The organism is Pseudomonas sp. NPDC089530, from assembly GCF_050280705.1.
Lineage (GTDB): Bacteria > Pseudomonadota > Gammaproteobacteria > Pseudomonadales > Pseudomonadaceae > Aquipseudomonas.
On the sequence record NZ_JBNNVU010000122.1, the window covers coordinates 1 to 13,943 of the forward strand.

The 13,943-nt window shown below is 63.2% G+C and carries 11 protein-coding genes and 2 tRNA genes; 10 read left to right on the forward strand and 3 right to left on the reverse strand.

Annotated features, from left to right (window positions below; translation table 11 throughout):
* Positions 1-86 precede the first annotated feature (86 nt).
* The 9 genes from ACQKQA_RS27535 (at position 87) to ACQKQA_RS27575 (ending at position 7,660) form a co-directional block, all read left to right on the forward strand.
* A tRNA-Ala gene (locus tag ACQKQA_RS27535) sits at positions 87-162 on the forward strand.
* A gap of 80 nt (positions 163-242) precedes the next feature.
* Positions 243-318 (forward strand) — tRNA-Glu (locus tag ACQKQA_RS27540).
* A gap of 182 nt (positions 319-500) precedes the next feature.
* Entirely contained in the window at positions 501-1,040 is a 540-nt protein-coding gene (locus ACQKQA_RS27545; protein ID WP_427564375.1) for a TetR/AcrR family transcriptional regulator, read from the forward strand.
* Positions 1,041-1,068: 28 nt separating this feature from the next.
* Positions 1,069-1,905 carry an alpha/beta fold hydrolase gene (locus ACQKQA_RS27550; RefSeq protein WP_427564376.1) on the forward strand — a complete coding sequence of 279 codons (837 nt, stop codon included), beginning with the start codon at positions 1,069-1,071 and terminating at the stop codon, positions 1,903-1,905.
* Between the two features lie 48 nt (positions 1,906-1,953).
* Positions 1,954-2,400, forward strand: coding sequence for an acyl-CoA thioesterase (locus tag ACQKQA_RS27555; RefSeq protein ID WP_427564378.1), 447 nt, complete (start codon positions 1,954-1,956; stop codon positions 2,398-2,400).
* Between the two features lie 157 nt (positions 2,401-2,557).
* A complete protein-coding gene (locus ACQKQA_RS27560) occupies positions 2,558-3,517 on the forward strand; it encodes a tRNA dihydrouridine synthase (RefSeq protein ID WP_427564380.1) in 960 nt (319 codons plus the stop codon).
* Positions 3,518-3,636: 119 nt separating this feature from the next.
* Positions 3,637-4,083 (forward strand): Hsp20 family protein, encoded by a 447-nt coding sequence (locus ACQKQA_RS27565; protein ID WP_063429319.1) that lies wholly within the window; start codon positions 3,637-3,639, stop codon positions 4,081-4,083.
* A gap of 188 nt (positions 4,084-4,271) precedes the next feature.
* On the forward strand, positions 4,272-4,967 hold the full coding sequence (locus tag ACQKQA_RS27570; RefSeq protein WP_427564382.1) for a DUF1266 domain-containing protein: 696 nt from the start codon (positions 4,272-4,274) through the stop codon (positions 4,965-4,967).
* Positions 4,964-7,660 carry a DUF805 domain-containing protein gene (locus ACQKQA_RS27575; RefSeq protein ID WP_427564384.1) on the forward strand — a complete coding sequence of 899 codons (2,697 nt, stop codon included), beginning with the start codon at positions 4,964-4,966 and terminating at the stop codon, positions 7,658-7,660. Before ACQKQA_RS27570 ends, ACQKQA_RS27575 begins: the two co-directional genes overlap by 4 nt.
* Here ACQKQA_RS27575 and ACQKQA_RS27580 read toward each other — a convergent pair.
* From ACQKQA_RS27580 to ACQKQA_RS27590, 3 genes are all read right to left on the reverse strand, one after another.
* Positions 7,645-9,336: an Hsp70 family protein gene (locus ACQKQA_RS27580; RefSeq protein ID WP_427564386.1), complete on the reverse strand. Its 1,692-nt coding sequence runs from the start codon at positions 9,334-9,336 to the stop codon at positions 7,645-7,647. The two genes, ACQKQA_RS27575 and ACQKQA_RS27580, sit on opposite strands and share 16 nt — an antisense overlap.
* 108 nt (positions 9,337-9,444) lie before the next feature.
* A complete protein-coding gene (locus ACQKQA_RS27585) occupies positions 9,445-12,723 on the reverse strand; it encodes a sensor domain-containing protein (protein WP_427564387.1) in 3,279 nt (1,092 codons plus the stop codon).
* A gap of 82 nt (positions 12,724-12,805) precedes the next feature.
* Positions 12,806-13,696: a LysR family transcriptional regulator gene (locus ACQKQA_RS27590; RefSeq protein ID WP_427564388.1), complete on the reverse strand. Its 891-nt coding sequence runs from the start codon at positions 13,694-13,696 to the stop codon at positions 12,806-12,808.
* A 147-nt stretch (positions 13,697-13,843) separates the two neighbouring features.
* Between ACQKQA_RS27590 and ACQKQA_RS27595 the strand changes: the two genes are divergently transcribed.
* Positions 13,844-13,943: hypothetical protein (locus ACQKQA_RS27595; RefSeq protein WP_427564389.1), on the forward strand; the 100-nt coding region annotated here is incomplete at its 3' end.

Sequence of the window (13,943 nt, forward strand, 5' to 3'; positions counted from 1 at the left end):
CCGGCGCTGGCCAGGATCCGCGGGCAAAAAAAGCTGCCCAAGGTGGCAGCGTGCAAGATATCGCTCCGCCGCGAGGCGAAAAATCTGGGGCTATAGCTCAGCTGGGAGAGCGCTTGCATGGCATGCAAGAGGTCGACGGTTCGATCCCGTCTAGCTCCACCAATTTTACAGTTCAAGGTCTGGCCACACCGGCCTTGAATCGATCAGATCTCAGCACTGATCAGTTGTATAGAAGGGTTTGTGTCCCCTTCGTCTAGTGGCCTAGGACACCGCCCTTTCACGGCGGTAACAGGGGTTCGAGTCCCCTAGGGGACGCCACGTTTACCCGCTCTGCGGGATTTTTAAGGGTCATTCAATCATTGAATGACCCTTTTGTTTTTCTGGCGTTTGGCCAATCTTTCTTTTCTCCCGACACTGTTCTCCTGACCGACGGTCACACTAACGACTTGCGAAAAATTATTATGAGAATAATATTTTTATCGTAATATTCGGAGGCAATGATGAACGATAAAAAAGCTCAAACCCGCGAACGCATTCTCCAGGCCGCCAGCTCCGCGCTGGTGCAACGTGGCCCGGCCGAGCCGAGCGTGGGCGAAGTGATGGGTGCCGCGGGCCTGACGGTCGGTGGTTTCTATGCCCACTTCGAAAGCAAGGACGCCTTGATGCTGGAAGCGTTCAGTCAATTGCTGGCCCAGCGTCGTGGCCTGATCGCCGATATGGACGCTTCGCTGACCGGCGAAGAACGGCGGGCACTGGTGGCGGCGTTTTACCTGTCGCGCAAGCACCGCGATTCCATCGAGCAGGCCTGCCCGATCCCGGCGTCGGTCGGTGAGATGGGGCGCCTGCCGGAGGCGTTCCGCAAAGTCCTGAACGAACACATCGAATTGATGCTGGCGCAGTTGGCCAGCACCCCTGAAGACACCGACAAGGCCCTGGCTGACCTGGCCCTGATGGTGGGCGGGCTGTCCCTGGCCCGGGCGCTGGGGGCTGGCGAGCTGTCGGACCGTTTACTGCGCGCCGCCAAGTCGGCGGTGCAATGACCTGAGGCGCTGGCCTGAGGAGAGAGCGATGAGCACGTTAAGTTGGGTTCGTGGCGTTAATGGCACCTTGGGCTGGATTGCACCGAAGCTGGTCGCGAGCAAGATGCGGCTGGCCTTCATGACGCCGCGCGGGCGGCTGCCACGGGACTGGGAATTGCCGCTGCTGGCGCGCTCCGAGCGCATCACCCTGCGTTTCGGGCTCTCGGCGTTACGCTGGGGTCAGGGGCCGGCGGTGCTGCTGATGCACGGTTGGGAAGGGCGGCCCACGCAGTTCGCCAGCCTGATCAACGCGCTGGTGGGCGCGGGTTACAGCGTCGTGGCGCTGGACGGCCCCGCTCACGGGCGCTCCCCGGGGCGCGAGGCCAATATAGTGCTGTTTGCCCGGGCCATGCTGGAAGCCGCCGCAGAGTTGCCGCCGCTACGCGCGGTCATCGGCCACTCCATGGGAGGCGCCAGTGCCATGCTGGCGGTGCAGTTGGGCCTGCGTACCGAGACCCTGGTCAGCATCGCTGCTCCGGCGCGGATACTTGGAGTCTTGCGCGGTTTCGCCAGCTATGTGCGCCTGCCTCCCAGGGCGCGCTCGGCCTTTATCCGCCAGGTGGAGCAGGAGGTCGGCATGCGCGCCGAGGCCCTGGATGTCGCGCGCTACCAGCTGGATATGCCCGGGCTGATCGTGCATGCCGAAGACGACACCTTTGTCCCGGTCAAGGAGTCCGAACGGATCCATGAGGCCTGGTTCGACAGCCGCCTGTTGCGCCTGAAGGACGGCGGCCATCAGCGGGTGCTGGCCGATCCGCGGGTGATCGACGGGGTGCTGGCGCTGTTGGCCGGCCGTCGCAGCCTGCAAGCGCGCCAATCCGCCTGAGCAATCCGTTACACTGCGCCGGTCGAATAATCTGACCGGGAGTGGGGCATGGGCTGGGATCTGGCAACGCCATTTATCATCGATCTGCAGGTGGGTGCCGAAGACATCGACGGCTTGGGGCATGCCAACAATGCGGTGTATGTCACCTGGCTCGAACGCTGCGCCTGGCGCCATTCCCAGCGCCTGGGCCTGGATCTGAGCGAGTACCGCCGCCTGGATCGCGCCATGGCGGTGGTCCGCCATGAGATCGATTACCTGGCGGCGGCCTATGAGGGCGACGAGTTGCAACTGGCGACCTGGATCGTCGATTGGGACCAGCGCCTGAAGATGACGCGGCGCTTCCAGCTGATGTGCCCGAGCGATGGCACCACCTTGCTGCGGGCCCAGACCACTTTTGTCTGCATCGAACTGTCCAGCGGCAAGCCCAAGCGCATGCCCACCGAGTTTCTCGAGGGCTACGGACCGGCGTTGCAAGGGGCGAGCCAGGCTATTTGATGCCGCAAGCTCGCTCCTGCTGATCCCAGCAGGAGCGAGCTTGCTCGCGGCGGCGTCAGCCCGGCCGACCGCCATCCGCCCCGTGAAATACCTGCTCCCCACCGAAACCCAGTAAACTGCCGCACGTTTTTTTCGCGTTTTACGTTGAGTGTGATTCATGCAAATTGCTTTGGCGCCCATGGAGGGGTTGGTCGACGACATCCTGCGGGACGTGCTGACCCGTGTCGGCGGTATCGACTGGTGCGTGACCGAGTTCATCCGGGTCAACGATCAGTTGCTCACGCCGGCCTATTTTCACAAGTTCGGTCCCGAGTTGCTGAACGGCGCCCGAACCGCGTCCGGCGTGCCGTTGCGGGTGCAGCTGCTGGGTTCCGACCCGGTGTGCCTGGCGGAGAACGCGGTGCTGGCCTGTGAGTTGGGTTCCGAGGTCATCGACCTGAACTTTGGCTGCCCGGCCAAGACCGTCAACAAGTCCCGTGGCGGCGCGGTGCTGCTCAAGGAGCCGGAACTGCTCAACCAGATCGTCGAGCATGTGCGGCGCGCGGTGCCGGCGCATATTCCGGTGACCGCCAAGATGCGCCTGGGTTTCGACAGTCCGGACGGCTCGCTGGTGTGCGCCACGGCGCTGGCCGAAGGCGGCGCGGAACATATCGTGGTGCATGCGCGGACCAAGGTGGACGGCTACAAGCCGCCGGCGCACTGGGAGTGGATTCCCCGGGTACAGGACGTGGTCAAGGTGCCGGTGTTCGCCAACGGCGATATCTGGAGTGTCGAGGACTGGCGCCGCTGCCGGGAAATCAGTGGCGTGGAAGACATCATGCTCGGTCGCGGCCTGGTGTCGCGTCCGGATCTGGCCCGGCAGATCGCTGCCGCGCGGGCGGGGGAAGAGGTGGTCGAGATGACCTGGGCCGAGCTGATGCCGCTGATCCAGGACTTCTGGCTGCAAGCCAAGGCGCAGATGACGGCGCGCCAATCGCCGGGCCGTTTGAAGCAGTGGCTGGCGATGCTGACCCGCAATTATCCCGAGGCGGTTGAGCTGTTCACCGTCCTGCGTCGCGAAACCGAGCCGGATCAAGTCTCGCGTCTGCTGGGCCTGCCGGTGGCCGAGGCGGCCTGAAAAAATCTGCAGAAAGTCTCTTGAAATGCAATGGGTGGTCCCTATCTAAGGGTTACGCGATGCCGAATTCGGGTCGCGGAGACAAAAAACTTGCTGATTGTTTTCAGGAGATTTGAACCATGAGTACTGCATTTTCCCTCGCGCCACTGTTCCGTTCCTCGGTGGGTTTCGACCGTTTCAACGACCTGTTCGAAACCGCCCTGCGCAATGAGCCAGGCAGCACCTATCCGCCCTACAACGTCGAAAAACACGGTGACGACCAATACCGCATCGTCGTGGCCGCCGCCGGTTTCCAGGAAGAAGACCTGGAGCTGCAAGTCGAGAAGGGCGTGCTGACCATCAGTGGCGGCAAGCGTGACGCGAACGAAGGCGTCACCTTCCTGCACCAGGGCATTGCCCAGCGTGCATTCAAGCTGTCCTTCCGCCTGGCCGATCACATCGAGATCAAGGCCGCCGGCCTGAGCAACGGTCTGTTGAGCATCGACCTGTTGCGGGTGATCCCGGAAGAAGCCAAGGCCAAGCGCATCCCGATCAACGGGGCGCAGAAGCCGGCTCTGCAACACTGATGCACTGGCAGGCACGTCCAAACGGACGCTAAGCCGCTGAATGAAGGCCCCGACCCGTCGGGGCCTTTTTGTAGGCGCCAGAAAAACCATGGCGCGGCTTTGCCGCGTGGTGACGGTTTCTCTACAATCCGCCGCAGTTTTGCCGACCCCCTCCCTCATTTCTCACTGGTCGGCCTGGAGCATTTTTCATGGATGAAATGGAGCAGCGCTGGCTGTACGCGCTTTCTGCGCCGTTGGTCGCCCTCAATCCCAATGCCGACTACAGCGCCCCCACGTATTGCTTCGACCTCAAGCATGTCGATGTCAAAGGTGGCTGGGGCATTACCACGCGCCCGGAACTGCTGGGCATGCTGCATACCGCCGATACCGGTCACGCCACCTACCTCAACGAAGCTTTTCGTCAGTGGGAGCGTTGCCTGCCCTCCGAATGGCAAGCGCTGATCGAGCCTCTCGACAGTCGCCAACGAGCCTTCTATGAGTTGGCCAGTCGTACTTATGGCGAGTGTGGGCGTGGCGGTATTCGAGCCTGGGACATTGGGCGCATGGGCTTTCTGCTGCGCAGTGCGGTGCTGCATGGCTGGATCGACCTCACTGAAAGCCTCTGGCTGCACGGCCGCATGGCGATGCGTGCGCGTTATTACTACGACAGTTGGACGACCTACCTGAGCGCTTTTACGGTCGGCAAGGCGTTCTGGAATTGCCTGGGTAATACCGATGAGCAACTGGCCCACGAATACGATCGGCAGGGCAACGATCCCGGTAATCGCAGGATTGTCAGAATGATTGACGGTGATGCTCGTGAGTTTTTTGCGCAGTTGCCTTGGGATATGCCTCTGCATCTGCCGGAGCGTCCGGACACTTTGGGGGAGTTCGACTGGTCATGAGTTGCTGGATCCGTTTGGGTATCGAGCCCACCAAAGACAGTGATGCCATTCGCGGTGCGTATCGTGCGCGTTTACCGCAGCATCACCCCGAAACCGATCCGCAAGGCTTTCAGGCGTTACGTGAGGCCTATGAGGTGGCCCTTCGCTTTGCCCGTGAGGAAGACCTGGAGGCGGATGATTTACCTGGCGCCGATGAGCCGAGTGTTGCGCAGCGACTGCTGACCGCTTTTGACGCATTGCTTCAGGATTCGACGCGGCGTTTCGATCCGCCGTCCTGGCAGGCATTCAATCTCGAGCTGGACCAATTGTCGCTGGAAGCGCTGGATGAACTCTGTTGGCCGCTGCTGCGCCTGTTGCTCGATGCCGGGCCGATCTCCCATGCCTGTGCACATCTGTTGGCTCAACGCATCGGCTGGGCGAGCCGGATGATGGACCTGGCGTTCGAAAATGCCCGGCAGGTCGATGAGTTTCTGCAACGCATCGATGCGCCTGACCCGTTCGACACCTCGTTGATGAATCGGTGGCCGGTCGCCGCGCAATTGGAAACCCTCTGGTATGTGCGCACGCTTGATCACCTCTACGACCATGAGTCTCTGGACGATTACCGCTATTTCGCCAGCCTTCACACCTGCGTGGTGCTACCCGCGGACGAGCGCCTGCTGCATCGCATCGTGGTGCAGTTCAGCCAAGCCGGGATCGGCAGCAAGACGTTTCTGGAGCTGGTCAGCGAGCAACATCGCCTGGCACCGCAGAATGTCGATTGGTTGTACCTGCTGGCTTGCCAGCGCAGCGCGCTGGGTTTGGAGGAGCTGGCGTTGCAGGCCTGGGTACAGCTTTGGCAGGAGTACCGGCATCCCAAGGCCGCGACCTGGCTGCTGGAGCTATGCGCGCGTCTGCAACCCCAGCGTTTACCGTTGCTGATCCAGGCGTTTGATCGTCTGGAGAACTTCCGCGACTGGTCCCATGACCTGGCGGATGTCACCCAGGAATACGGCAGCCCTTCGCAACGCCCGGAAACCCTGACGCGTTGGTTCAATGCTCGGCAGCTTGGCCTGCAGGGCATTGCTGACGCCTTTGTCGAGTGGCGTATCAATGGCGATGAATTGCCGTTGCTGGCCTGGCTGATCGATGCCAGTGACGACCCGCGACTTCAGGTCTTGTATCAACATGCCTGGGCGCTGCACCGGGGTGATGTGGCGTTGTTGCGACGGGTCATGGACGCACCTTCCAGTCCGGATGTGCTGGATGAACTGGTGTTGCAAGGGTTCAAGTATCAGGCCGATCAATTGATCTGTTGGCTGACCCAGGCACCGATCCCACTGGCATTGAACGCGTTTCTCGGCAGCCAGTCCGCGCAACCGATCATCGCGCCGGAGCTGTTGAAGGGCGAGCCACTGGACCTCAGTCTGCTGTGGATGCGTCGCTTGCGCTCTTACGATGCCCGGGCCTTGGCGCGTCTGGACGATGCGTTTGAGCTGGGCACGCGTGGCGCGGCGCTTGGGGGGCTGGCCGTGCAGGCGCAACTGGCTGAGCAGGGGCTGCTGTTGCCGGCCATCGACGCCCAGCTTGAGGTATGGGAATGGCATCGCCAGGCCTTGTACCTGCTGGCGACACTTGAGTATCCGAGCCTTTGGCTGGCTGCGAAGTCAGCGGCGTGCGTGGAGTCAATGAATATCGTGCGTGAGCATCCGCTGGCGCGTTTGCAACCACTGCTTTGCCGCTTGAACCGCGAACAGGGCGACCTCAGCGGTCTGCTCGGCTGGCTGCAGGCGGAGGACCCGGTGCACGCCATGCTCGTCCGGCAGTTGTTCGGCGTTCAAGAAGCGCTCGACAGTGCGCGGCTGCTGAGCAATGACCGCTTGCTCGAATGCCTGCGCAGTGACCTGCACGCCTTCAACGACGATCTGCTCGGGCGCATGCTCTTGGGCAGCGTGCTCTATCACGACCCGCTGATCGACGCGCAGCAGCGTCGCTATCTGCTCGACAGGATCACCGAGATCACCAACCCCCAGGATTGGTTCGACGGCTTCCGCCACGGCTTGATCAAGGGGGAGCCGCCACGGCCACCCCGGCAGACGCTGGTGGAGGACGAAGGGATCGACAGCGATGCCTTTTACCTGGCCCTCGATGTGCTCAAGGGGCTGGTGCGTTACGGCAGTGCCGGTGTGCCGCGGCAGAAAGTGCTGCTGCGCATGCAACGGGCCAAGGATAACCCTGCCCACGGGCTCGGCCTGCGGTTTGCCTTCAGTGCGCTGTTGTCCTGGAGCGAGCGCCTGCTGCTGGCCAAGGCTGACAGCCGTCCGGTGCCCGCAGGGGCGTTCTGGCGCCTGGGTACACGGCTGGGGCGTGGGGCGTTCATCGGGCAGGTGCTGGGTACAGTGCTGGCCGCCCCGGTGGTTGCGTTGCTCAGTGGCGAGTCGACATCCGGGATCGCCGTGCTGTTGCTGGGCATCGTGTTTCTGCTGGGGGCCACGCTGCGCCGGCTGCATGACATCGGCCGTGGCATCCCGACCTTGCTGGTGCTGGGTTGTCTGTCGCCGTTCTTTCCGTTTCTGCCGCTGGTGCTGTTCGCCTTCCCCGGCGACAAGCTGCCCAACCGCTATGGCGTGCCGCTGGACAGCGCAGGCGAAGAGGCGCTGCCCGGCGGTTTGCAGGCGGCTTTACGGCAGCTCGAGGGCTACAGGCGCAGTTGATCCAGCGCCTGGTTCAGCTGGGTGCGATGGCTGGCGATCTCTGAGGGTTGCTGGCCGCCGAGCACGGCGGTGAAGCTGTCCAGCCAGTCGGCGATCCGTTCGCGTTCATCCCCCAGGCTTTGCATCCACGCCCGTTCCAGCCGTGCCAGCAGGGTGCGGTTGGGCAGGGCGTCGCGGGGGTGGATTTTCAGGGCGGTCAGCCGCTCATGGCTGGCTTGCCGGGATCCTTCGTCGAGCCCGGTGGGGCTGCGGTCGATGCTGTGGCTATGGCGTTCGCCGCTGGCGAGCAGGGTCACGTCGACTTCCAGCAGGCCGTTGATGTCGTAGCTGAAGCGCACGTCCAGATCCTGGATCTGCTCGCTGGGCGTCAACTTCACATTGAAGGCGTCGATGAAAATATTGTCCCGCACCCAAGGGCGTTCACCCTGATACACCTCGATGCGGATCAGTTCCTGATGTGCGTGGGTAGTGTGAAACTGCTTCACTCGTGACGTCGGGATCACTGTGTTGCGCTCGATGATCGGCGAAAAGGCCCCGCTGACCTGTTCGCCACGGTTGGTGGAAATCCCCAGGGTGTAGGGGCAGACGTCGGTCAGGATCAGCTCTTCGATGGCCCCGTCCCGGGCCTTGCAGGCCGCCTGGGTGGCGGCCCCCAGGGCGACGATAGTGTCCGGGTCGAGGTGGCGGTAAGGCAGGCGCCCGAATAGCGTGGCGACCATCTGCTGCACCGCCGGCATCCGGGTCGCGCCGCCCACCAGCACCAGGCTGTCGAGGTCGCGGGGCTTGAGGCGGGCGTCGCGCAGGGCCTGCTCGATGGGCGCCCGCAACCGGCTCAGCAACGGTTCCCAGATTTTCAGTGCCGCCCCTTCGTCCAGGGTCCATTCATAGGCCTGGTCGCCATGGCGCCAGTTCAATGCCTGAGGGCCTTCGCCGAGTTTGCGCTTGAGCTGCTCCAGGGCGTCGCCCAGGCTGGCCATGCCTTGGGCGTCGATCTGCGCCGGGGTCAGTTGCCAGTCCTTGAGGCAGGCCTGCAACAAGGCGTCGGTGAAGTCCTCGCCGCCCAGGAAGTTGTCGCCGGTGGAAGCGTGGACCTCGATCAGCGGCAGCGCGTACTCCAGCACCGTGACGTCGAAGGTGCCGCCGCCCAGGTCGAAGATCAGCGTGCGTTCGAACTTCTGCTCATGCAGCCTGTAGGCCATGGCGGCGGCGGTGGGCTCGTTGATCAGCCGCGACACCGTCAGGCCCGCCAGTTCGGCGGCGAACAGCGTGCGTTTGCGTTGTTCGTCGCTGAAGTAGGCGGGCACCGAAATCACCGCTTCCTGCACCGGATGGCCGAGAAAGGCTTCGGCGTCCTGTTTGAGCGAGCCGATCACCAGCGCCGAGAGCTCCTCCGGGCTGAACGACCGGCCGCCCAGTTCGAGGCGCTTGTCGCTACCCATGAAACGCTTGAAGGCGGCGGCCGTGCGTTCCGGGTGGGTGGTCAGGCGGGCCCGTGCGGCCTGGCCCACCAGAATGCTGTCGTCTTCGTCGAGGCTGACCACCGATGGGGTGAGGACATCGCCGAGGGCGTTGGGGATCAACTGGGCGCGGCCGTCCTGCCAGACGGCGATCAGGCTGTTGGTGGTGCCAAGGTCAATGCCCAGCAGGGCCGGGCGGGGGAGGGTTGCATCCTGCATGATCGATCTCGTGGGTACGTCACAAAGAGGGCGACCCTACAGGTTGCGCGAAACACTGGCAATTGCTTGGCCGTGGTCTGCCAGGCCGGCGATTGTCTCGCCGGTCGTTCAGGCCAGCAGGACTTTCAGCTCCTCCAGCGGCAGCGGTCGGCTGTGCAGGTAACCCTGGTACAGGTGGCACCCCAGTCCCTGGAGAAACTCCAGCTGTTCGGCGGTTTCCACCCCTTCGGCGATCACCTCCAGGTTCAGGCTGCGGGCCATGGCGACGATGGCCCGCACGATCTCCGCGTCGTTGGGGTCGTGGGTGGCATCGCGGACGAAGGACTGATCGATTTTCAGCGTGTCTACCGGCAAGCGCTTGAGGTAGGTCAGCGACGAATAGCCGGTGCCGAAGTCGTCCATGGCGAAACTGACCCCGAGTTTTTTCAGCCGGCGCATCTTGCTGATGGTGTCTTCCAGGTTCTGGATCACGATGCCTTCGGTGATTTCCAGTTTCAGCAGCGAAGGTGGGATCTGATGCTGGCTCAGGCTGCGTTCGATGCGTTCGACGAAGTCGTTCTGGCGGAACTGCCGCGGGCTGATGTTCACGCACAGGCTGAAATCCAGCGGGTCCACCAGGCCCTCGGCGATCAGTTGGCCGAAGGCCTGGCAGGCCTCGTCGAGAATCCAGGTGCCGACTTCGAGGATCAGGCCGCTTTCTTCCAGGACCTTGATGAACTCGTTGGGCGGCTGGGCTCCCAGTTCGGGGTGGTGCCAGCGCACCAGGGTCTCGGCGCCGACGATCCGGTTGCCGCGGGCGTCCACCTGAGGTTGGAAGTGCACGCTGAACTCGCCCCGGGACAAGGCCAGGCGCAGGTCGGTTTCCATGCGCAGGCGCTCGCTGGCGGCCTTCTGCATGGTGTTGTGGAACATCTGGGTAGTGTTGCGCCCGGAGTCCTTGGCCCGGTACAGCGCGATATCGGCGCGCTTGAGCAGGTCGGTGGGGGTCGAGCCGTGATCGGGAATCAGGGCGACGCCGATGCTCGGGGTCACCTGCAGGCGCTGGCCGTCGAGGAACATCGGTTCGGACAGCAGCTCGCGCAGGGTATCGGCCAGTTCCCGGACCTGATCGTTGACCTCGTTGCGCGTGCCTTCCAGGCCGCTGAGCAGGACCACGAACTCGTCGCCGCCCAGGCGCGCGACGGTGTCTTCCATGCGCACGCTGGCCTCGAGCCGCGCGGTGACGATCTTCAGCACGGTGTCGCCCACCGGGTGGCCGAGGGAGTCGTTGATGTGCTTGAAATGGTCCAGGTCGAGGAACAGCAGGGCGCCGCGCAGGTTGTGGCGCTTGAGCAGGGCGATCTGTTGGCTCAGCCGATCCATCAGCAGGGCGCGGTTGGGCAGGTTGGTCAGCGGGTCGTGGTAGGCCAGGTGGCGAATCTGCGCCTGGGCATTTTTCAGCAGGCTGACATCCCGCGCGGTGAGCAGCAGGCAGTCGGTTTCATTGAGGGTGATGGGCTCGACCGACACCTCTACCGTCAGAATGTCCCCGTGCTTGTTGCGCCCGAGCATTTCCAGGTGATGGACCCGGCCTTTGAGCTGCAGCTCGGCGAGCAGGATCGAACGCTGTTTTTCCTCGGCCCAGATGCCGACCTGATACACGGTGCGGCCGATCACTTCTTCGGCGCGGTAACCGGTCAGGCGGCAGAAGCCGTCGTTGACCTCCAAGTAACGCCCGGTATCGCGCTCGGAAATGGTGATGGCGTCGGGGCTGGAGTGGAAGGCCTTGGCGAACTTCTCTTCACTGGCCTTCAGCGCGGCCTCGGCGCGTTGCTGCTGGGTGATATCGCGCAGCGTGGTGACAATGCAGGGCTGCTTGTCGACGGTGATCAGCCGGCTGGAAATGATGCAGGTCAGGAGTTGCCCGTCCTTGTGCCGGACTATCACCGCGACATTGTTCAGCGCCTGCTCGCGGATCACCTGTTCGACCCGCTGCAGGCGCTGGGCGGATTCGTCCCACAGGCCGATCTGGTCGGCGCTGCGGTTGAGCACTTCGTCCACGGTCCAGCCGAAGGTCTGGGTGAAGCTGGAGTTGATCTCGATGAATTGCCCGGTTTCCTGGAGCGTGACGCAGATCGGGTCCGGGCTGACCTGGAACAGGCTGGCGAACTTCTCTTCGGAGGTCGCCAGGCGCTGTTCGCGCTCGACCTGCTCGGTGATGTCGAGCAAGGTCCCGGCCATGCGCAGCGGGTTGCCATGCTCGTCGCGATAGAGGCGGGCGCGGCTTTCCAGAAAGCGGGACGAGCCATCGGCCAGTTGCACGCGGTAGGTCAGCTGATAGTTGCCCGCCGGCCCCTCGCGCAGGCTGCGATAGGCATCGCGCATGTTGTCGCGTTCTTCGTCGGGCACACCCTCGAAAAAAGCCTCGAACGACTCGTGAAACGGCAATGGCTCCAGGCCGTGCAGTTGGGCGGCGCGGGCCGAGCCGTAGAGCATGCCGCTGGGGATGTGCCAGTCCCAGGTGCCGAGCTGGGCCGAGTCCAGGGCCAGGTCGAGGCGTTCCTGGCTGTCCTTGAGGGCCTGTTCGGCGATTTTGCGTTCGCTGGTGTCGAGAAAGGTGCTGAGCAGGTAGGCCTGGCCTTCCAGCTCGACTTTCTGGGCGCTGAGAATGCCGTCGTGGATCTGCCCGTTGCTGGCGCGCAGTTGCACCTCGAGGCTGGCGGCCTGGCCGCGCTTTTGCACCGCCTTGATCAGTTGTGCGCGCTGTTCCGGGTCGACCCACAGGCCGAGCTCGAGGGTGGTACGGCCGATGACGTGTTGCACCGGCCAGCCGAACAGGCTTTCGAAGTATTGGTTGGCCTCGCTGATCAGGCCGTCTTCCAGGCGGGTCAGCAGCACCATGTTCGGGCACAGGTGAAACAGCGTGGCGAAGCGTTTTTCCGAACTGCTGAGGGCTTGTTCGCGCTGGCGCTGTTGGGTGATTTCGCGAATCACCCCGATCATTCGGGGCTTGCCGTGCTTGTCCGGCAGCACGCTGCCATTGATCTCCAGCCAGTGCAGGCTGCCGTCGGGCCAGCGGATGCGGTGATGCATCGCCTGTTCCAGCGGTGCGCCGGCCAGCACCGAATGAAAGGCGCGAATGGTCCTGGCCCGATCCTCCTCGGGCAGCAGGTCGAGGTATTCCAGGTCCTTGGGCAGCGGCTGGCGCGGATCGAAGCCGAACAGCGCCTGGGTGCCCCGCGACCAGCTGATTTGCCCGCTTTCAATGTCCCAGTACCAGGCGCCCAGCCGTGCGCCATTGAGGGCGGCCAGCAGTTGCGGAGCGCTTTCCCAGCTTTGCTCCGACTGCTTGGGGTCGAGCGCGTGAATGCGCGGCATGGGCGGTGTGCGGTCAGCGGGTTTGGGCATGAGCAGCGGGCCTTGGGCTGAGAAGAGCGTTAGGCGCAGGTTCGGGGAGCATTGAAGGAAGGCACAAGCCATGCCCGGGCTTTTATGCCTGGGTCCCTGGCCAATCGACTTGTGCATCCATCAAAGCCATGAAAGCCCGCGCAGCATTCGACAGCGTCCGTTCGGTATGCAGGATATAGCCTAGCTGGCGAGTGAGCTGTATGCCCGGCAAAGGGATGCGCGCCACCTGATCGTCGAGCATGGTGCGCGGCAATACGCTCCAGGCCAGGCCGATGGACACCATCATCTTGATGGTTTCCAGATAGTTAGTGCTCATGGCGATGTTCGGGGTCAGGCCCTGGGCTTCGAACAGGCGCTGGACGATGTGGTGGGTAAAGGTGTTGCCACCGGGAAATACCGCCGGATGCAGGGCGATGTCGGCCAGGCTGACCGTACCGTTGCGCACCAGTGGGTGCTCGGGGGCGGCGACGAAGTCCAGCGGGTCGTTCCAGACCGGCGTGGCCTTGACCAGCGCATGGGGCTCGGGGGCCAGGGTGATCACCGCCAGTTCGGCGCGGCCGTGGAGGATCTCCTCATAGGCCACTTCCGAGTCGAGAAACTGGATGTCCAGGGCCACATCCGGATAGCGCCGGGTAAAGGCGCGCAGCAGCGGTGGCAAGCGATGCAGGCCAATATGGTGGCTGGTGGCCAGGGTCAGGCGGCCGGTGACTTCGCCGGTCAGGTTGGTCAGCGCCCGGCGGGTGTCGTCCAGCACGTTGAGGATCTGATAGGCCCGGGGCAGCAGGGCGCGTCCGGCCTCGGTCAGGCCTATTTCCCGGCCCAGGCGGTCGAACAGCCGCACGTTGAGTTGCTGCTCGAGGCCGGCGATCCGCTTGCTGATGGCCGGTTGGGTCAGGTGCAGGCGTTCGCCGGCCCCGGAGAAGCTGCCGGTTTCGGCGATCGCGATAAAAGCATTGAGGTTGGCCAGGTCCATATTTGTATTCCAGATGGTTATCCAAAGTATAAAAAATATGAATTTGAGTTATTTAATGTAACGCCATAGCATCAGCCTCACAAGCCAAGGGGTTATTGAGCGATGTCAGCCAGACCTGCGGCATAGAAAATGATGAGGAACCGTCTGATGGCCGGCAAAACGCTCTACGACAAGCTCTGGGATTCGCATTTGGTCAAGCAGCGCGACGATGGCTCGGCGCTGATCTATATCGATCGTCACATCATCC